The sequence below is a fragment of the Micromonospora sp. KC723 genome (genome assembly GCF_004348595.1).
Taxonomy (GTDB): Bacteria; Actinomycetota; Actinomycetes; order Mycobacteriales; family Micromonosporaceae; genus Micromonospora.
This window is the reverse complement of record NZ_SMKD01000054.1, coordinates 16,786-36,260: the sequence shown is the minus strand read 5'-3', so window position 1 is coordinate 36,260 and position 19,475 is coordinate 16,786. Positions and strand designations below refer to the sequence as shown.

General features: G+C 71.9%; 18 protein-coding genes and 2 pseudogenes. 9 read left to right on the top strand and 11 right to left on the bottom strand.

Going from position 1 to position 19,475, the window contains the following annotated elements; all coding sequences use genetic code 11:
• From E1165_RS29915 to E1165_RS14485, 6 genes and pseudogenes are all read left to right on the top strand, one after another.
• Positions 1-105, top strand: a pseudogene (locus E1165_RS29915) (IS5/IS1182 family transposase); the annotation flags it as partial.
• 472 nt (positions 106-577) lie between these two features.
• Positions 578-928: pseudogene (locus E1165_RS29910) on the top strand (DDE-type integrase/transposase/recombinase); the annotation flags it as partial.
• 91 nt (positions 929-1,019) lie between these two features.
• Positions 1,020-1,235 carry a CDGSH iron-sulfur domain-containing protein gene (locus tag E1165_RS14500; protein ID WP_132391708.1) on the top strand — a complete coding sequence of 72 codons (216 nt, stop codon included), beginning with the start codon at positions 1,020-1,022 and terminating at the stop codon, positions 1,233-1,235.
• Between the two features lie 108 nt (positions 1,236-1,343).
• Positions 1,344-2,456 carry an iron-containing redox enzyme family protein gene (locus E1165_RS14495; protein WP_243704765.1) on the top strand — a complete coding sequence of 371 codons (1,113 nt, stop codon included), beginning with the start codon at positions 1,344-1,346 and terminating at the stop codon, positions 2,454-2,456.
• A gap of 109 nt (positions 2,457-2,565) precedes the next feature.
• Entirely contained in the window at positions 2,566-3,270 is a 705-nt protein-coding gene (locus E1165_RS14490) for a class I SAM-dependent methyltransferase (protein ID WP_243704764.1), read from the top strand.
• The gene (locus E1165_RS14485) at positions 3,267-4,391 is read left to right on the top strand and encodes a glycosyltransferase family 2 protein (RefSeq protein ID WP_243704763.1); all 1,125 of its coding nucleotides are present in this window, start codon (positions 3,267-3,269) and stop codon (positions 4,389-4,391) included. The genes E1165_RS14490 and E1165_RS14485 overlap by 4 nt, the downstream gene beginning before the upstream one ends.
• Before the next feature lie 6 nt (positions 4,392-4,397).
• On the opposite strand, the gene map is transcribed toward E1165_RS14485, so the two are convergent.
• On the bottom strand, positions 4,398-5,216 hold the full coding sequence (map, locus tag E1165_RS14480; protein WP_132391704.1) for a type I methionyl aminopeptidase: 819 nt from the start codon (positions 5,214-5,216) through the stop codon (positions 4,398-4,400).
• 76 nt (positions 5,217-5,292) lie between these two features.
• Here map and E1165_RS14475 point away from each other — a divergent pair, with 76 nt between their 5' ends.
• The 3 genes from E1165_RS14475 (at position 5,293) to katG (ending at position 8,403) form a co-directional block, all read left to right on the top strand.
• Positions 5,293-5,559 carry a helix-turn-helix domain-containing protein gene (locus E1165_RS14475; RefSeq protein ID WP_132391702.1) on the top strand — a complete coding sequence of 89 codons (267 nt, stop codon included), beginning with the start codon at positions 5,293-5,295 and terminating at the stop codon, positions 5,557-5,559.
• Positions 5,560-5,705: 146 nt separating this feature from the next.
• Complete coding sequence (locus E1165_RS14470) at positions 5,706-6,137, top strand: Fur family transcriptional regulator (protein WP_132391700.1); 432 nt, start codon at positions 5,706-5,708, stop codon at positions 6,135-6,137.
• 61 nt (positions 6,138-6,198) lie between these two features.
• Positions 6,199-8,403 carry a catalase/peroxidase HPI gene (gene katG, locus E1165_RS14465; protein WP_207916885.1) on the top strand — a complete coding sequence of 735 codons (2,205 nt, stop codon included), beginning with the start codon at positions 6,199-6,201 and terminating at the stop codon, positions 8,401-8,403.
• A 66-nt stretch (positions 8,404-8,469) separates the two neighbouring features.
• Here katG and der read toward each other — a convergent pair whose 3' ends face one another.
• From der to E1165_RS14415, 10 genes are all read right to left on the bottom strand, one after another.
• Positions 8,470-9,873: a ribosome biogenesis GTPase Der gene (gene der / locus E1165_RS14460; RefSeq protein ID WP_132391696.1), complete on the bottom strand. Its 1,404-nt coding sequence runs from the start codon at positions 9,871-9,873 to the stop codon at positions 8,470-8,472.
• A complete protein-coding gene (gene cmk, locus E1165_RS14455; RefSeq protein ID WP_132391694.1) occupies positions 9,870-10,550 on the bottom strand; it encodes a (d)CMP kinase in 681 nt (226 codons plus the stop codon). The genes der and cmk overlap by 4 nt, the downstream gene beginning before the upstream one ends.
• 184 nt (positions 10,551-10,734) lie before the next feature.
• Positions 10,735-11,505 carry a pseudouridine synthase gene (locus E1165_RS14450; RefSeq protein ID WP_132391692.1) on the bottom strand — a complete coding sequence of 257 codons (771 nt, stop codon included), beginning with the start codon at positions 11,503-11,505 and terminating at the stop codon, positions 10,735-10,737.
• Positions 11,492-12,349 (bottom strand): SMC-Scp complex subunit ScpB, encoded by an 858-nt coding sequence (gene scpB / locus E1165_RS14445; RefSeq protein ID WP_132391690.1) that lies wholly within the window; start codon positions 12,347-12,349, stop codon positions 11,492-11,494. Before scpB ends, E1165_RS14450 begins: the two co-directional genes overlap by 14 nt.
• The gene (locus E1165_RS14440; protein WP_132391688.1) at positions 12,342-13,415 is read right to left on the bottom strand and encodes a ScpA family protein; all 1,074 of its coding nucleotides are present in this window, start codon (positions 13,413-13,415) and stop codon (positions 12,342-12,344) included. Before E1165_RS14440 ends, scpB begins: the two co-directional genes overlap by 8 nt.
• 41 nt (positions 13,416-13,456) lie before the next feature.
• Positions 13,457-14,380, bottom strand: coding sequence for a ParA family protein (locus tag E1165_RS14435; protein ID WP_132391686.1), 924 nt, complete (start codon positions 14,378-14,380; stop codon positions 13,457-13,459).
• A gap of 192 nt (positions 14,381-14,572) precedes the next feature.
• Positions 14,573-15,565, bottom strand: coding sequence for a site-specific tyrosine recombinase XerD (locus tag E1165_RS14430; protein WP_132391710.1), 993 nt, complete (start codon positions 15,563-15,565; stop codon positions 14,573-14,575).
• A complete protein-coding gene (gene ald / locus E1165_RS14425) occupies positions 15,562-16,677 on the bottom strand; it encodes an alanine dehydrogenase (RefSeq protein WP_132391684.1) in 1,116 nt (371 codons plus the stop codon). The genes E1165_RS14430 and ald overlap by 4 nt, the downstream gene beginning before the upstream one ends.
• A 365-nt stretch (positions 16,678-17,042) precedes the next feature.
• The gene (locus E1165_RS14420; protein WP_132391682.1) at positions 17,043-17,648 is read right to left on the bottom strand and encodes an NUDIX domain-containing protein; all 606 of its coding nucleotides are present in this window, start codon (positions 17,646-17,648) and stop codon (positions 17,043-17,045) included.
• On the bottom strand, positions 17,645-19,405 hold the full coding sequence (locus tag E1165_RS14415; RefSeq protein ID WP_132391680.1) for a CTP synthase: 1,761 nt from the start codon (positions 19,403-19,405) through the stop codon (positions 17,645-17,647). Before E1165_RS14415 ends, E1165_RS14420 begins: the two co-directional genes overlap by 4 nt.
• Positions 19,406-19,475: the final 70 nt, after the last annotated feature.

Sequence of the window (19,475 nt, the reverse complement as noted above, 5' to 3'; positions counted from 1 at the left end):
ATCGCCCGACTCAAACGCCACCGCGGCGTGGCCACCCGCTACGACAAGTTAGCCGTCCGCTTCCAGGCCGTCCTGACCATCACCATCATCTGCGAGTGGCTCTGACCCGCTTATGAAACACGCCTTAACCGAGTGACGATCGGTGCGGACGCCAGTGGACAAGCACGGATGATGGCGGACCACGCTTCCAAGCCAAGGGCCAGGAACAGCAGCTCACGTGGCCGTGCTGGTTGCCTGGGGGTCAAGGGGTCGTCGGTTCGAATCCGGCCGTCCCGACGCAGCTCAGAGGGCTGATCCAGCACTTGGATCGGCCCTCGTCCGCGTTCCGGGGACCAAGATCAGTCAAGTTGGCGGTGGCTGGCGCTCCTTGACCGTTGGTCAAGGTCCAACGACCATCTCCGAATTGTTCTCTTGAGGCATCGAAGCGGCCCGCTGCGCGGGCCGGCCGGCCACACCGGGCGGATGACAAGACCTAGAAATTTCGGGCTCTGCCCCGAACCCCGGCCTGCCTCAGGTACTGACGCCGGTCAGGTTGTCGTCTCGTGTCCGGTCCTGGTCTCCGCCGTCGTCGGCTTATCATGTCACCGTCTGCCGGTGGGGTGCAGCAATTCACTCCGCTACTGGCCAACGCCGCCCGGGCCGCTCGTCACTCACCTGGTGACCGCTGGTTCGTGGACGAGACCTACGTCAAGTCAACGGTGTCTGGCGGTACGTGTACCGGGCCGTGGACCAGCATGGTCAGGTCAGTCTCAACGCGTCGGGACGCCGCCGCGGCCCGGCGGTTCTTCCACCGGGCGCTGACCACGCTGAAGGTCACGCCCGGCGAGGTCGTGACCGACGCCGCCCCGCCTACGTCAGGGTGTTGGACGACCTGATCCCGTCGGCTCGGCACCACGTCGAACGGCACGCCAACAATCCGATCGAGGCCGCCACCGACGCCCCACCCGCGACCCGGGTGGTCGCCGTCGCGCGGGTCCGGCGGCAGTTTGGATCGCCGCAGCCGGGGGACCACAGGCGGCATGACGTCGACAATCACCCCGTACGAGGACGGACCGCTGATCGTCCGCGGAGACTTCGAGTTACGCACACCGGACGGCACGCCCATCGCACCGGGCCGGGCGACGATCGCCCTGTGCCGGTGCGGGAAGTCAGCCATCAAGCCCTTCTGCGACGGCACCCACAAGGTGATCAACTTCCGTGCCGGCGCCGATCGTGACACACCGAAGCCGCGATGAACCCACCGAGACGACCGGGGCGCGCCCGCGCCGATCGGCGCCGGACACCGGGTTTGTGGCAGTCGGGAGCGGGGACAGGCAGCGGGACGACTGTGCAGGGAGGCCAGGGTGGTTGAGTCTGGTGACCGTCGCTATGGTCCGGCGCCGCTGCCGCAGCCACGCGGGCCGGTCTCCGCGGCGCTGCACGACGCGCTCACGTCCGCCCCGCACGACCTACCCGCAGACCTGGCCTCCGAGTTCGACGGGGTGGACCCGATCGACAACGAGGACCTTCAGCTCACCCTGTTCCTCTGCTACGAGCTGCACTACCGCGGTTGGCGCGGCGTGGACGACCGGTGGGAGTGGCAGCCGTCGCTGATCGCGCTGCGCAGCCGCGCCGAGGCGGTCTTCGAGGCGGCCGTGCGCGCGCTCGCCGGTCCGCAGCCCCCGCTCCTCGACGGGCGAATGGCCTCCGCTCTCGCCGCCGCGGTGGCGGCCGACGACGGCCCGGCGCTCTCCGCGTACCTGCAGCAGCGGGCGACCCACGAGCAGTTCCGTGAGTTCGTCATGCACCGCTCGATCTACCACCTTCGAGAGGCGGACCCGCACAGCTGGGCCCTGCCACGGCTGGGTGGCCCGGCGAAGGCCGCCCTGGTCGAAATCCAGGTCGACGAGTACGGCGGCGGCCGGCTCGACCGCATGCACGCCGAACTGTTCCGCGTCACCCTGGAGCGGCTCGGTCTGGACAACGGATACGGGGCCTATCTGGACGCGGTGCCCGCGGTGACCCTGGCGGGCAACAACCTGATGTCGCTGTTCGGGCTGCACCGCCGGTTGCGCGGGGCGCTGCTCGGGCACCTCGCCGCCTATGAGATGACCTCGTCGCTGCCGAACCGTCGCTATGGGCGGGGCCTGCGGCGCCTCGGTCTCGACAAGGCGGCCACCCGCTTCTACGACGAGCACGTCGAGGCGGACGCGGTGCACGAGCAGATCGCCGCGCACGACATGTGCGGCGGGCTGGTCCGGGTCGAGCCGCACCTCGCCGCCGACGTGCTCTTCGGGGCTTCCGCCGCCCTGGCGCTGGACCGTCTCTTCGCCGCCTGGACTCTGGACAGCTGGCAGGCCGGCCGCAGCTCCCTACGTCCCCGCGGTCCCGGCGCGCCGATCACCCTGCACGTCGACGAGCCGCATCGCGCCACCGGCTCGGAGACGGCGAGCCTGATGACCGGCCTGGCCTGCTGAGCCGCGAGCGGCGCCAACCCGTTTGAGGCGCGACGGAACGGGCACAGGCAGGACCATCGTCGTGCGGGAGGCAGAGTTGTCGTTTGATGCGAGCGCCTACGGGCGGTACGTGGCTGACGTGTATGACGAGACCTACGCGTATCTGACTCCGGACAGCGCCGTGGAGGTCCTGGCCGAGCTGGCCGACGGCGGGCCGGTCTGCGAGTTCGGCATCGGCACCGGTCGCCTGGCGCTTCCGCTGGTCGAACGCGGCCTGACGGTCGCCGGCATCGAGGGTTCTCCCGACATGGTGGCGGGCCTGCGGAGCAAGGCGGGTGGTGACCGGATCGACGTGGCGGTGGGGGACTTCACCCACACCCGCGTACCCGGCGACTTCGCGTTGGTCCTCCTCGCCTTCAACACCGTCTTCGCGCTGCCCGACCAGGCCGCGCAGGTGGCCTGCTTCCGCAACGCGGCCGCCCACCTGCGTCCCGGCGGTCGGTTCGTGGTCGAGGCCTGGGTGCCGGACCCGGCGGCCTTCCGCAACGGCTCGGCGCTGCGCCTGGTACGGGTCGCGGAGGACGAGGTCCTGCTGGAGACGGCGCTCCTGCACTCCGCCGAGCAGAGGATGACCACCACCAAGGTTCGGCTGACCGCGGGCGGGGTCCACCTGTTGCCGGCGAACCACCGGTACGCCTGGCCGGCGGAGCTGGACCTGATGGCCGAGCTGGCCGGGCTGCGCCGCGAGCACCGGTGGGCCGGTTGGACGCGCCTGCCGTTCGGCGACGACAGCCGGGAACACGTGAGCGTCTACCGCCGGGCGGATTCGGCATGACCGGCGCAGCCGCCCGGCCGCGACGGATGCCGATGTCGTACGTGCTGCCGATCCGGCGGGTGGACGACAGCGACCCGGAGCAGTTGACCGACTACCTGCGCTGGCTCGCCGCCCGGGTGGAGGTGATCGTGGTGGACGGGTCGCCGCCCGAGGTCTTCGCCCGCCACCACCGGCGGTGGCATCCGCTGGTCCGGCACCTGCCGCCCGACCCGAGCCTGTCCGGCCGGAACGGCAAGGTGCTCGGCGTGCTGACCGGTGTGCCGGCGGCCACACACGAGGACGTGGTGATCGCCGACGACGACATCCGCTACGACGAGGACGGACTACGCGAAGTCCGGCGTCTCCTGCGACGGGCGGACCTGGTGCAACCCCAGAACCACTTCGACCCGCTTCCCTGGCACGCCTACTGGGACACCGGGCGGATCCTGCTCAACCGGGCGATCGGCGCGGACTTTCCCGGAACCCTCGCGGTGCGGCGCAGCGTCTTCCTCGCCGCCGGTGGCTACGACCCCGACGTCCTCTTCGAGAATCTTGAGCTGATCCGGACCGTACGAGCCTTCGGCGGCAGCGTGGCGGCCCCCGCCGGGCTGTACGTCCGGCGTCTGCCTCCCACCACGAGACATTTCGCCTCCCAGCGCGTTCGCCAGGCGTACGACGAACTCGCCCAGCCGGCGCGGCTGGTAGCCGCGCTGCTCGTGCTGCCCGGGGTGGTGGCGGCGGTCGCCGCCCGGCGTCCGGGACTGCTGGCCGCGGCTGCGGCGGCGGTCATCGGAGTGGCCGAGACCGGCCGGCGCAAGGCCGGCGGTCCGGCGGTCTTCCCGCCGGCCACCGCGGTGCTGGCGCCCCTGTGGTTGATCGAGCGCGGCGTGTGCAGCTGGCTCGCGGTCGCCCAGGGCGTGTTCTGCGGTGGCGTGCGCTACGCCGGTGGGCGGCTCGGTCGCGCCGCCCACTCCACGCGGACCCTGCGGCGGCGGCTCGCCGCATCGGTTGCTGGATCGCCTGAGAACGGAGAGGGGGAGCAGTCAGCGCCTGGGGACCAGGTGGGGACCACACGTCGTGCTCGATGGTGGCCCGGTATGCCGTCGATTGCACGGCTTGATCTTGGGCAATTGCGTGCGTGACGTGGGTCAGGAGGCCGTGGCGGGTTTCCTGGTGTGATCGGTCGAGGTGGCGCCGTGAGTGGGGCGGCGGGTCAGGACCTGGGGGCCGGTAGCCGTGATGGCGACCGTGTGTTCGGAGTGGGCGGTGCGGGAGCCGTCGGCGGAGCGGATCGTCCAGCCGTCCTCGTCGAACTTGATCTTGTCCGTGGAGCGGCAGAACCAGGGCTCGATGGCGACGGTGAGACCCGGTTCGAGTTTCATGCCCCTGCGGGGACGACCCTTGTTGGCCACGTGCGGGGCCTCGTGCATGGTACGGCCGATGCCGTGCCCGCCGAACTCGGCGTTGACGCCGTAGCCGTAGGAGTGGGCGACCTCGCCGATCGCGGCGGAGATGTCGCCGAGACGGCCGCCGGGTTGGGCGGCGGCGATGCCGGCCTCCAGTGCGACCTCGGTGGCCTCGATCAGCTTCAGGTCGGCCGGGTCGGGGGTGCCGACGATGACGGAGAGGGCGGAGTCGGCGACCCACCCGTCGATGCCGGCCGCCATGTCGATGCTGAGCAGGTCTCCGTCCCGCAGGACATAGTCGTGCGGCAGGCCGTGCAGCACCGCGTCGTTGACCGACAGGCACAGCACGTTGCGGAACGGGCCGCGACCGAACGAGGGGGCGTAGTCCCAGTAGCAGGATTCGGCGCCGCGTTCCTTGATCCGGCGCCGGGCGTGGTGTTCGAGGTCCATCAGGTTGACCCCGACCGCGGCGACATCGCTCAGTTCGGCGAGCAGCTCGCCGACGAACTGGCCCGTCACCGCCATCCGGCCGATCTCCTCGGTGGACTTGAGCTCGATCACGACAACCTCCCTCTCCGCATGCGGTATTTTTATACCATGCCAGGCCCGGGACGCTCCGGGCGGGTATCCTGCCGCCATGGTTCGCCAACCACTCACCGCCGAACAGATCGCAGCGGGCCAGCGCCTCGGAGCCGCCCTCCGGGTCGCGCGGGCCGGCCGCAGCCTCGTCGACGTGGCCCTGGCAGCCGGCATCTCCCCCGAGACGCTGCGCAAGATCGAGGCGGGCCGCCTTCCCGCACCGGCGTTCGGCACCGTGGTCTGCCTCAGCCAGGCCCTCGACGTCCCCCTCAGCGACCTGGCCGACGTCTGGCTGGCCGGCATGCCCATCCGCCAGGCGTCCTAGAGGGCAGCCACCCGGGCACTCCAGCCGAGATCCACCTCGACAGCCGTACGAGGAGCTGAGCCCCTCCACCGCGACAGCGTCGACCGACCCGGCGCTAACCAAAAATTTTCTTGACTGATTCCAGAAAACAGGCCACACTTCCGAGCGTGGCCACGGCCTTGGACTTCACACAGCTGCTACGCGGCGCCGCCCTGCGCGTGACCCGTCCCCGGGTGGCGGTGCTGCGCGCGGTGTACGCGTACCCGCACGCCGACACGGAGGCGGTCATCCGTGCCGTGCGCGCGGAGCTGCCCGACGTCTCCCACCAGGCCGTGTACGACGTGCTGCGCGCGCTGACGGCCGCGAACCTGGTACGGCGCATCCAGCCCGCCGGCCTGGTGGCGCGCTACGAGTCACGGGTCGGCGACAACCACCACCACATGGTGTGTCGGTCGTGCGGTCTGATCGTCGATGTCGACTGTGCCGTCGGCGAGGCGCCCTGCCTCACCGCGTCCGACGACCACGGCTTCTCGATCGACGAGGCCGAGGTCGTCTACCGGGGCCTGTGCCCCGACTGCTCCACCGAACACCGTTCCTGAGCCTCACAAACACCCTGGAAGGATTCCCGTGGCTGAGAACCATGATGCAGTCGTCGGCGACATGAACTCACCGGAGAGCGAGGGTCGCTGCCCGGTCGCGGCCGTGCGCGCCCCGCACCCGACTCAGGGCGGAGGGAACCGGGACTGGTGGCCGAACCGGCTCAACCTGAGGATCCTGCACAAGAACCCCGCCGTCGCCGACCCGATGGGCCGGGAGTTCGACTACGCCCGGGAGTTCCAGACCCTCGATCTCGACGCGGTGAAGCGCGACATCGCGCAGGTGCTGACCACGTCGCAGGACTGGTGGCCGGCCGACTACGGCCACTACGGCCCGTTCATCATCCGGATGGCGTGGCACAGCGCAGGCACGTACCGCATCAGTGACGGCCGTGGCGGCGCCGGGGCCGGGATGCAGCGCTTCGCCCCGCTGAACAGCTGGCCGGACAACGCGAACCTCGACAAGGCCCGCCGGCTGCTGTGGCCGGTCAAGCAGAAGTACGGCCGGAAGCTCTCCTGGGCCGACCTGATGATCTTCGCCGGCAACGTCGCCCTGGAGTCGATGGGATTCAAGACCTTCGGCTTCGCCGGCGGCCGGGCGGACGTCTGGGAGCCCGACGAGGACGTCTACTGGGGCCCCGAGTCCACCTGGCTCGGCGACGAGCGGTACACCGGTGACCGGGAGCTCGAAGAACCGCTGGCCGCGGTCCAGATGGGTCTCATCTACGTCAACCCGGAGGGCCCGCACGGCAGCGGGGACCCGCTCGCCGCGGCTCGGGACATCCGCGAGACGTTCCGCCGCATGGCGATGAACGACGAGGAGACGGTCGCGCTGATCGCCGGCGGGCACACCTTCGGCAAGACCCACGGCGCGGCCGACCCGAACGCGTACGTGGGCCCGGAGCCCGAGGGCGCCCCGATCGAGGAGCAGGGCCTGGGCTGGCGGAACAGCTTCGGCACCGGCAAGGGTGCGGACACGATCACCAGCGGGCTCGAGGGCGCGTGGACGAACACCCCGGTGACGTGGGACAACAGCTTCTTCGAGATCCTGTTCGGGTACGAGTGGGAGCAGACCCGCAGCCCCGCCGGCGCGATCCAGTGGAAGCCGAAGGGCGGTGCCGGGGCCGGGACCGTGCCCGACGCCCACGACCCGACGCGCACCCACGCGCCGACGATGCTGACGACGGACCTCGCTCTGCGCGAGGACCCGGTCTACGCGCACATCTCGCGGCGCTTCCTGGAGCACCCCGACGAGTTCGCCGACGCCTTCGCCCGCGCGTGGTTCAAACTGACCCACCGCGACATGGGGCCGATCGCCCGCTACCTCGGGCCGCTGGTTCCGAACGAGACGCTGATCTGGCAGGACCCGGTCCCCCCGGTGACGCACGAACTCGTCGACGCCACCGACGTCGCCATCCTCAAGGACCGGATCCTCTCGTCGGGGCTGACGGTGTCGCAGTTGGTCGCCACGGCGTGGGCGTCGGCGTCGACGTTCCGGGGCAGCGACAAGCGCGGCGGCGCCAACGGGGCCCGCATCCGGCTGGAGCCGCAGAACGGCTGGGAGGTCAACGACCCCGCCGAGCTGGCCGTGGTGTTGCGCGTCCTGGAGGGGATCCAGGAGGAGTTCAACGCCGCCCAGACCGGCGGGAAGCGGATTTCGCTGGCCGACCTGATCGTCCTCGGCGGGTGCGCGGCCGTCGAGCAGGCCGCCAGGAACGCCGGCCACGGCATCGAGGTCCCCTTCACCCCGGGCCGCACGGACGCGTCCCAGGAGCAGACCGACGTGGAGTCCTTCGCCGCGATCGAGCCGACCGCCGACGGGTTCCGCAACTACCTCGGCAAGGGCAACCGGCTGCCGGCGGAGTTCCTCCTGGTCGACCGGGCGAACCTGCTGACCCTGAGCGCACCCGAGATGACGGTGCTCGTCGGTGGTCTCCGCGTGCTCGGCGCGACCTACCAGCGGTCGCCGCTCGGCGTCCTCACCGAGACCCCCGGGTCGCTGACCAATGATTTCTTCGTGAACCTGCTCGACCTGGGCACCGAGTGGAAGCCCAGCTCGGAGGACGCGCAGACCTTCGAGGGCCGCGACCGGAGCACCGGCGAGGTCCGGTGGACCGGAAGCCGCGTCGACCTGGTCTTCGGCGCGAACTCTGAGCTGCGGGCGCTCGCCGAGGTCTACGCGAGCGACGACGCCCGGGAGAAGTTCGTGCACGACTTCGTCGCGGCGTGGGTCAAGGTGATGAACCTGGACCGGTTCGACCTCAGCTGACCCGCACACCTGACGAACGCCGGGTGGAGCGATTCGCTCCACCCGGCGTTCGCGGTCGTGCCAACCTCAGCCGTGTGCCTTGCCACGGCCGCCGGGGCCGAGCTTCTTGCGCGGGCGTACCGAGATCTCCACCGGGCTGCCCTCGAAGCCGAACTCCTCGCGGAGCTTGCGCTCGACGAAGCGCTGGTAGCCGGCGTCCAGCGGCGCGGTGGTGAACAGCACGAACCGCGGCGGCGCCACCCCCGCCTGGGTGGCGAAGAGGATCTTCGGCGCCCGGCCGCCGCGCACCGGGTGCGGGGTGGCCTGGACCAGGGCGGTCAACCACTGGTTGAGCTGCGCGGTGGGCACCCGCGTCTCCCAGCTCTGCAACGCCTTGCGCAGCGCCGGGGCGAGCTTGTCGACCGCCCGGCCGGTCTTCGCCGACAGGTTCAGCCGGATCGCCCACGGGATCCGCCGCAGCTCCCGCTCGATCTCCTTGTCGAGGTAGTACCGGCGGTCACCGTCGACCAGGTCCCACTTGTTGAAGGCGATCACCAGCGCCCGGCCGGACTCCACCACCATGGACAGGATGCGCTGGTCCTGCTCGCTGATGACCTCGCTGGCGTCGAGCAGCACCACCGCCACCTCGGCCGCCTCGATCGCCGAGGCGGTCCGCAGGCTGGCGTAGTACTCGGTGCCACTGGCCTTGCCGACCCGCTTGCGCAGACCGGCGGTGTCCACCAGCTGCCAGGTCTCCCCGCCGATATCCACCAGACTGTCCACCGGGTCGACCGTGGTGCCGGCGACCGCGTCGACCACCGCCCGCTCCTCGCCGGAGAAGCGGTTGAGCAGGCTGGACTTGCCGACGTTGGGCCGACCCACCAGGGCTACCCGGCGCGGACCGCGCGGGCGGTTCTCGACGATCTTCGGCGCTTCGGGCAGGGCGTCCATGATGGCGTCGAGCAACTCGCCCGAGCCCCGGCCGTGCAGCGCGGAGACCGGGTACGGCTCACCGAGGCCGAGCGACCAGAGCGAGGTCGCCTCCATCTCGATGGCCGTGTTGTCGGCCTTGTTGGCCACCAGGATCACCGGCTTGGCACTGCGGCGCAGCATCCGCACGGCCGCCTCGTCCACGTCCGTCGAACCGACCATGGCGTCGACCACGAAGATCACCACGTCGGCGGTGGCGACGGCCGCCTCGGCCTGCGCGGCGATCGCCGCAGCCCGGTCCCTGGCGTCCGGCTCCCACCCGCCGGTGTCCACCACGGTGAACGCCCGGCCGTTCCACTGCGCGTCGTACGGCACCCGGTCCCGGGTCACCCCGGGAACATCCTCGACGACCGCCTGGCGGCGGCCGATGATCCGGTTGACCAGGGTCGACTTGCCCACGTTCGGGCGGCCGACGACGGCAACCACCGGCTGCGGACCGCTCGGCTCCTCGACGTCGAGGTCCGGCTCGCGCAGCTCCACCCACCCGTTGCCGTCGGTCATGCCACTCCCCGCTCGGTGAGCAGCTCCCGCAGCCGGGCCACGACCTCGTCGATGCCCAGCTCGGTGGTGTCCAGTTCCACGGCGTCGGGCGCCTGCTGGAACGGGTTGGCCTTGCGGGTCGAGTCCAGCCGGTCCCGGCGGGCCAGGTCGGCGGCGGTCGCCGCGACGTCGGCCGCGTCCTCCGCGCTGCGCCGCTGCGCGCGCGCCGCCGCCGAGGCGGTCAGGTAGACCTTCAGGTCGGCGTCGGGAGCCACCACCGCACCGATGTCCCGGCCCTCGACCACGATCCGGCGCGCGTGGACGATCATCTCCCGCTGCCGGGCGACGAGCAGCGCCCGCACCGCCGGCACGGCGGCCACCGCGGAAACCGCCGCGGTCACCTCGGGACCACGGATCTCCGCGTCGACGGTCACCCCGTCGACGGTCACCCCGTACCCCTGGGGGTCGGTGCCGATCCGCAGATCCACCTCACCGGCGACCTTGGCCACCGACTCCGCGTCGGCCAGGTCGACGCCGGAGCGCAGCACCGCCCAGGTGATCGCCCGGTACATCGCACCGGTGTCGAGGTAGCGGGCACCGAGACCGGCGGCGAGCCGGCGCGAGACGGTGGACTTACCCGAACCGGACGGCCCGTCCACAGCGACCACGCAGCGCCCGGTCCGTACGTTTTCCTCCACCGTTGTCCTCCTCAGCCCGTACCTCGCGGGCCACCGGTCCTCCGGCGCCGTTGAGCGGTCGTCCACCATCGTCCATCATGCCCGCGTGCGGGCCGGCCACGCGCGCCGCCCGGGGGCGACCACGCCACCGCCGGCCCTCCGGCCGCGTCGAAGCCTACCGGCACCGGTACCCGGATCCAGGGGGTCAGTCACCCACGGCCTTGAACAGGGCGGCGACCTCCGCGTTGGTCAGCCGTCGGGTCCGCCCGGCCCGCAGGTCGCCGAGACGGATCGGCCCGATCGCGGTACGCACCAGCCGGCTCACCGGGTGCCCCACCTCGGCCAGCAGGCGCCGGACGATGTGCTTGCGCCCTTCGTGCAGACTCAGCTCCACCTGGGCGGTCTTGCCCAGGGTGTCCACCACCTTGAACGAGTCGATGGTCACCGGCCCGTCCTCGAGCTCCACCCCGGCCGCCAGCCGCTTGCCCAGGTTACGCGGGATCGGACCGGCCACCTCGCAGAGGTAGGTCTTCTGCACACCGTACGACGGGTGCATCAGCCGGTGCGCCAGCGTGCCGTCGTTGGTGAGCAGCAGCAGCCCCTCGCTGTCCGCGTCGAGCCGCCCGACGTGGTACACCCGCTGCTCCACCCGGTTGCCGAGGAAGTCCGCCAGCGCGGCGCGCCCCTTCTCGTCCGCCATGGTGGAGACCACCCCGCGCGGCTTGTTCATCGCCAGGTAGACCAGGCGGGTGTCGACCTGCAACCGCTCCCCGTCGACGTGGATCACGTCGCGGGTCGGGTCGGCCCTGTCGCCGAGCTGCGCCATTCGCCCGTTGACGGTGACCCGACGACGGAAGATCAGATCCTCGCAGGCGCGGCGGGAACCCACCCCGGCGGCGGCGAGCACCTTCTGCAGGCGCTCGGCGCCGGTGAACACGGGGGCGTCGGGTTTCGGGGCACGGTCATCGCGTCGCATCGGCAAGCTCTTCTACGTCGTCGGGGAGGAACGGGGCGAGCGGGGGGAGGTCGTCGACCGAGTTCAGCCCCAACTTCTCCAGGAACATCGTGGTGGTCCGATAGAGGAACGCCCCGCTGTCCGGTTCGGTGCCGCACTCCTCGACCAGCCCGCGGGAGACCAGGGTACGGATCACCCCGTCACAGTTCACACCCCGGATGGCCGAGATCCGCGAGCGGGTCACCGGCTGTCGGTAGGCGATCACCGCGAGCGTCTCCAGCGCGGCCTGGGTCAGCCGCACCGACTGCCCGTCCAGCACGAACCGCTCGACGTACGTCGCGTATTCCGGCCGGGTGTACAGCCGCCAACCACCCGCGGCCCGGCGCAGCTCGAAGCCGTGCCCGGCCGCGGTGTACCCGGCGGCGATCTCGTCCAGCGTCGGGCCGATCCGCTCGGGCGACTGCTCCAGCACCTGGGCCAGGGTCAACTCGCTGACCGGCTCGTCCACCACCAGCAGGATCGCCTCCAGCGCGCCACGCAGTTCGGCGTCGTCCAGCACCGGCGCCGGCTCCGGCGCGGCCGTCGCCCGCCGCCGCCCCCGCCTTCCCGGTACGCCCGCCGGCAGGTCCCCGACCGGCTCGGCGCCGGTCCCGCCCGCGTCGGTCGGTTCGACCGGTGCGGCGAGGTCGGCCGGGAGATCCTGGACAGGCTCCGCTGCGGGCGAGGGGTCACTGCCCGCGGTCTCCGGCTCAGCCCGTCGGACGGGCTCCGGCGCGGGCTCCCTCGGCGGGGTGGGGCGCTGCCACGGGGGGACCCAGGCGGCGGCCTGATCGACCAGCGAGTCCCGGCGCTCCTCGTCACTCATCCCGCTGCTCCTCGTCGTTCCCACCCGGTCCAGCATCGCCGCCCGGGTCACCCGTCGCGTCCTCGTCCACCGCAGCGGTCCAGGGCCGGAAGCGGGCCGGCGGGGCGCTGCCCGGCCCGCCCGCGGCCGGGTCGGTGTCGGTCGCCTCGGCCGCGCCGGCGTACTCGTCGACGTGCAGGTCGGCGCCGGCCTCGGCGGGGCCGGTCCAGCGTACGGTCAGCTCCTCCAACGCCTGCTCCTGCACGAAGGAGACCAGTCCCTGTCGGTACAGCTCCAGCAGCGCCAGGAACCGGGCCACCACCTCCAGGGTGATCTCGCAGTCGGCGCAGAGCTGGGCGAAGCTGGCGGTGCCGGCCCGGCGTAGCCGCCCGGCGATGATCTCGGCGTGCTCCCGGACGCTGACCCGGACCATGTGCACGTGGGCGATGGAGACCTCGGGCGTCGGTTTCGGGGTCATCGCCCTGATTGCCAGCTTCCGCAGCCGGTCCGGGCCGATGCCGAGCACCAGGTCGGGCAGCGCCTCGGCGTACCGGGGTTCCAGGGTGACCGCGCGCGGGTAGCGCCGGCCGCCAACCGCCTCCAGCTCGGCGATGTGCGCCGCCGCCTCCTTGTACGCCCGGTACTGCAACAGCCGGGCGAAGAGCAGGTCCCGCGCCTCCAGCAGGGCGAGGTCCTCCTCGTCCTCCACCTCCGCCGCCGGCAGCAGCCGGGCCGCCTTCAGGTCGAGCAGGGTCGCGGCGACGAGCAGGAACTCACTGGTCTCGTCGAGGTCCCACTGGTCGCCCATGGCCCGGATGTAGGCGATGAACTCGTCGGTGACCCGGTGCAGCGCCACCTCGGTCACGTCGAGCTTGTGTTTGCTGATGAGCTGGAGCAGCAGGTCGAATGGGCCGGTGAAGTTGGCCAACCGGACGGTGAAACCGCCGCTCTCCTCCTCCGCCGGCTGCGGCACGGCGCCGGTCTGCGTCGGCAGCCGCGCAACCGGCTCGTCGGCCGGCGTCGCCTCGGCTGCCGGCACGGCCGGCTGACGCGGCGTCGCGGGCGGGTCGAGGGGTGGCGCGGTCACCGGAAGACCGTAGTCCACGTCGCGGGCGTCCAGCGCTCCGGCTACCGCTCCGACTGGGCGGCGATCACCTCGCGGGCCAGCTGACGGTAGTTGCGGGCCCCGGAGGAAGCCGGATCGAGGGTGGTGATGGGCGCGCCGGCCACCGTGGACTCGGGGAACTTCACCGTCTTGGTGATCACGGTCTGGTAGACCTTGTCGCCGAACGCCTCGACCACCCGCTGGAGCACCTGACGGCAGTGCGTGGTGCGGCTGTCGTACATGGTGGCCAGGATGCCCTCGAGTTCGAGGTCGAAGTTGAGCCGCTCGCGTACCTTGTCGATGGTGTCCAACAGCAGCGCCACGCCGCGCAGGCTGAAGAACTCGCACTCGAGCGGGATGAGCACCCCGTGCGCCACGGTCAGCGCGTTGATCGCCAGCAGGCCCAGCGAGGGCTGGCAGTCGATCAGGATGAAGTCGTACTCCTTGCGGACCTGCTTGAGCACCCGGGCCAGGGCCATCTCCCGGGCCACCTCGTTGACCAGCTGGATCTCGGCGGCGGAGAGGTCGATGTTGGCCGGGAGCAGGTGCAGGCCGGCCACATCGGTCTTGATCAGGACGTCCTCGGCGATCACGTCGTCCTGCATGAGCAGGTTGTAGACCGACAGGTCGAGGTTGTGCGGGTTGACGCCGAGGCCGACGGAGAGCGCGCCCTGCGGGTCGAAGTCCACCAGCAGCACCCGGCGGCCGTACTCGGCGAGCGCGGCGCCCAGGTTGATGGTGGTGGTGGTCTTGCCGACCCCGCCCTTCTGGTTGGCCATCGCGATGATGCGGGCCGGCCCGTGCCGGTCGGTGGGCATCGGCTCGGGGATGGGCTTACGCATCGTGTACGCGGCCGGGTCCGCCGGGCCCAGGTCCGCACCGAGCGACGCCTGCTGTTCGCGGAGCTCCGACGTCCAGGCGTCGGCACGGTCACCGTTGCCAGCCATGTCCTTCGTTGCCCCCTCCCGACGACCACCCGGCGTCGGAGCCGCCCGACGTCCTTCGCGGCGCCGCTGCGCACCCCGGTTGTCGCCCCAGGAGGTCCGCGCCGATGCCGACTGTACGCCACGGACCAGCGACGCGTTCGGTACCGGTCCGGCGTGTCGGCCGTCCCGGCCGCCCGGCGCCCCGCCGGCCGGTCAGCCGCGGGCGCGTGGGTGGGCGGTGGCGTAGACCTCACGCAGCCGGTCCACGGTCACCAGGGTGTAGACCTGCGTGGTGGTCACCGAGGCGTGGCCGAGCAACTCCTGCACCACCCGCACGTCGGCGCCGCCGTCGAGCAGGTGGGTGGCGTACGAGTGGCGCAGGGTGTGCGGGGAGACCGCGTGCGGGCCGGTCACCGGCAACCCGGCCCGCTCCGCGGTGCGGCGCAGGACGGTCCAGGCGCCCTGCCGGGTCAACGCGCCGCCCCGCGCGTTGACGAACACCGCCGGGGTGCCCCGGCCGGCGGCGACCAGTCCCGGACGGGCCCGGACCAGCCAGGCGCGCAGCGCCGCCACCGCGTGCCCGCCGATGGGGACCAGCCGGCTACGGCCGCCCTTGCCGCGCAGCAACGCGGTGCCCTCGTCGACGTCGAGGTCGTCGACGGCCGCGCCGACCGCCTCGGAGATCCGCGCGCCGGTGCCGTACAGGAACTCCAGCAGCGCCCGGTCGCGCAGCGCGAGGGCCGCGCCGTCACCGACGGCGGAGACCGCCCCGGCGGTCTCCAGCAGGCGGACCACGTCGTCCACCGGCAACGCCCGGGGCAGCCGCCGGGGCGGGGTCGGCGGGCGGACGTCCCGGCTGGGATCGACGCCGGTCAGCCCCTCGCGCACCACGAACCGGTGCAGCCCGCGTACCGCCGACGCGGCGCGGGCGGCGGACGACACGGCCAGGGGCGGATGCCCGTCGTCCCCGGACCGCAGCCGCGCCAGGTGGGCCTCGACCTGCCCGGCGTCGACGGCGGCCAGGTCGGTCACCCCGGCCGCGGTCAGGGTGTCGAGGTAGCGTGCCAGATCCCGCCGGTACGACGACAGCGTGTTCGCCGACAGCCCTCGCTCGACGGTGAGGTGGTCGAGGTAGCCGCGGACGGCACGACGCAGGGCCGGCGCGGGTTCGACGCCCCCGCCGGCCCTGCCCGGGGAACCGGTCAGCTCAGCACCTCGGCCAGCGGCAGGACGTCCATGCCGTGCGCCTCGGCGACCGGGCCGTAGACGATCCGCCCGTCGTGGGTGTTCAGGCCCAGCGCCAGCGCCGGATCGTTGCGCAGCGCCTGCCGCCACCCCTGGTCCGCCAACTCCAGGGCGTACGGCAGGGTGACGTTGGTCAACGCGTAGGTGCTGGTGTTCGGCACCGCGCCGGGCATGTTCGCCACGCAGTAGAAGATCGAGTCGTGCACCCGGTAGACCGGGTCGGCGTGCGTGGTGGGCCGCGAGTCCTCGAAGCAGCCGCCCTGGTCGATGGCGATGTCGACCAGCACGCTGCCCGGCTTCATCCGGCTGACCAGCTCGTTGGAGATCAGGGTCGGGGCCTTCGCGCCCGGCACCAGCACCGCGCCGATGACCAGGTCCGCGTCGAGCACCGCCTTCTCGATCTCGTACGCGTTGGAGGCGACCGTCTGCAGATGGCCCCGGTAGATGGCGTCGGCCTGGCGCAGCCGGGCCACGTTCTTGTCCAGCAGCAGCACCTCGGACTGCAGGCCCAGCGCGATGGCCGCGGCGTTCATGCCGGACACGCCGGCGCCGATGACCACGGTCTTGGCCGCGTACACGCCGGAGACACCGCCGGGCAGCACCCCCCGCCCGCCGCCGGTGCGCATCATGTAGAAGGCGCCCACCTGTGGGGCGAGCCGGCCGGCCACCTCGGACATCGGGGCGAGCAGCGGCAACGACCGGTCGGGCAGCTCGACCGTCTCGTACGCGATGCCGGTGACCCCGCGGTCGACCAGCGCGTCGGTGCACTCCTTCGAGGCGGCCAGGTGCAGGTAGGTGAAGAGCACCTGCCCCTGGCGCATCCGGTGGCACTCCTCGGCGATCGGCTCCTTGACCTTGAGCACCAGCTCCGCGGTGTCCCACACCTCGTCGGCGCCGGCCAGGATCTTGGCGCCGGCCGCGGCGAACTCTTCGTCGGTGATACTCGACCCGACGCCGGCGCCGGACTCGACGAAGACCTGGTGGCCGTGGCGGACGAACTCGTTGACGCCCGCCGGCGTGATCGCCACGCGGTACTCGTGGTTCTTGATCTCGCGTGGGATTCCGACCTTCACGATCAGACACCTCTCTCCGGGGCTGCTCGTCCCCGACTGCGCGGCCCCGCGCCGGCCCCATTGCCGGCGCGGTCGACCGGTCCCGCCGGCGGCAGTCTAGGCGCGCCACCTCGCCCGGGAGCCAGCACTGTGCCACCCCGTGCGTTGCGCCTGGCGCTGGGTCAGGCGCAACGGCGACGTCCTCGTCCGGCGTTCACCCTCATCGTCGCACCGTACGACCGCCGCCGCGCGGCGTCGGGGCCCGTGCCACGGGATGCGGGAAGGCGGGGCGGCCTCACACCGGGACCCCGCGGCTCGCCGGCCATCTCGGCAACGCCGGGAGCGGCCGCCCGTCACGGCGTGCGGCCCCTCCCGGCGTACCCGGATCAGCGGGACAGCGGCGCGTCGGCCCGGCGCAGCACCGACCAGCCGGCGTCCCGGGCCCGGGCGGCGGCCAGCAGCCCGGCCACACACGGACCGTTGGTGATCTCTCCGGCGAGCACCATGCCGACCGCCTCGTCGAGGTCGAGCCGGACGATCTGGATGTCGGCCTCCTCCTCGCGCCGCTCGTGCCGCCGCTCGGCGGGGACGTCGGCCAGGTCGCGGGCGAGGAAGACCCGGACCAGCTCGTCGGAGAAGCCCGGCGAGGTGTGCACGTCCACCAACAGGTCGAGGGTGCCGGCGGTGAGGTCGGCCTCCTCGGCCAGTTCCCGCGCCGCGGCGGCCGGCAGTTCCTCGCCGTCGACGTCCATCAGCCCGGCGGGCAGCTCCCACAGGTGCCGGCCCACCGGCTGGCGGTACTGCCGGACCAGGACCACCTGGCCGGCGTCGTCGAGTGCCACCACGGCGACCGCGCCGACGTGCCGGACGTAGTCGCGCGTCGCGGTGCCGCCGCCCGGCATGGTCACCTCGTCGGTGACCACGTCGAAGATCCGGCCCTGGTACCGCTCGGTGCGGGAGCGCAGCTCGTAGCGGTGCTCGACGGCGCTCACGACGCCGACGCCGCCGTCACCGAGGCGCCGTTGCGGGACGCCTTCTTCGCCGCCGGAGCCGCCGGGCTCTCCGCCACGTGGTCCAGGTCGACCGGGAGCTGGTCGGCCTCGGAGTACGCCACGGCCGCCCGGACGAACGCCGCGAACAGCGGATGCGGGCGGGTCGGGCGGCTCTTCAGCTCGGGGTGCGCCTGGGTGGCCACGAAGAACGGGTGCAGGCCGCGGTCCAGCTCGACGAACTCGACCAGCCGGCCGTCCGGGGAGGTGCCGGAGATGCGCAGGCCGGCCTTGGCCAGCTGCTCCCGGTAGGCGTTGTTCACCTCGTACCGGTGCCGGTGCCGCTCGCTGACCTCGGTGCTGCCGTACGCCTCGGCGACGATGGAGCCCTCGGCCAGCTTCGCCGGGTACGCGCCGAGGCGCATGGTGCCGCCCAGGTCGCCCTTGCCGGCGACGATGTCCTCCTGGTCGGCCATGGTGGCGATGACCGGGTGCCTGGCCTCCTCGTCGAACTCCAGCGAGTTCGCCCCGTCCAGGCCGGCGAGGTGGCGGGCCACCTCGATGGTCATGCACTGCAGGCCGAGGCAGAGGCCGAGCAGTGGCACACCGTTCTCCCGGGCGTACCGGGCGGTGCCGATCTTGCCCTCGATGCCGCGTACGCCGAAGCCACCGGGGATGACGATGCCGTCCACGCCGGCCAGGGCCGCCGCCGCGCCGGCCGGGGTGACGCAGTCGTCACTGGGCACCCAGCGCAGCTGCACCCGCGCCCGGTGGCCGAAACCGGCGGCTCGGATCGCCTCGCTGACCGACAGGTACGCGTCGGGCAGGTCGACGTACTTGCCGACCACCGCGACGGTGACCGTGTGGTGCGGCTGGTGTACCCGGTCGAGCAGGTCGTCCCAGCGGGTCCAGTCGACGTCGCGGAAGGACAGGCCGAGCCGGCGCACCACGTACGCGTCGAGGCCCTCGCGGTGCAGCACCTTCGGGATGTCGTAGATACTCGGCGCGTCCGGTGCGGCGGTGACCGCCTCGCGGTCCACGTCGCAGTACAGGGACAGCTTCTCCTTGACCTTGTCCGGGATGTCGCGGTCGCAGCGCAGCACCAGCGCGTCCGGCTGGATACCGATGCTGCGCAGCTGCGCCACCGAGTGCTGGGTGGGCTTGGTCTTCAACTCGCCCGACGGGGCCAGGTACGGCACCAGCGACACGTGCAGGTAGAAGCAGTTGTCCCGGCCCAGGTCGTGACGGACCTGACGGATCGCCTCCAAGAACGGCAGCGACTCGATGTCACCGACCGTGCCACCGACCTCGGTGATCACCACGTCCGGGGTGTGGCCGTCGGCGTCCGGGTCGGCCATGCCGAGGATCCGGGCCTTGATCTCGTTGGTGATGTGCGGGATGACCTGCACGGTGTCGCCCAGATACTCGCCGCGCCGCTCCTTGGCGATCACGTCGGAGTAGATCTGGCCGGTGGTGACGTTCGCCTTGCCGGACAGGTCCCGGTCGAGGAACCGCTCGTAGTGCCCGACGTCGAGGTCGGTCTCCGCGCCGTCCTCGGTGATGAACACCTCCCCGTGCTGGAACGGGTTCATTGTTCCCGGGTCGACGTTGAGGTACGGGTCGAGCTTCTGCATCACCACGCGCATGCCGCGCGCGGTCAGCAGGCTGCCGAGGCTGGAGGCGGTGAGGCCCTTACCCAGCGAGGAGGCGACGCCCCCGGTGACGAAAATGTGCCTGGTCGTCCGTGCTGAAGGGGCCAAGGCCTGCTCCCGTGTCGTCCGTAGCGGTCGTGCGAACCGCCGTGCCGATCAGCAAAGTGATCACGCGATC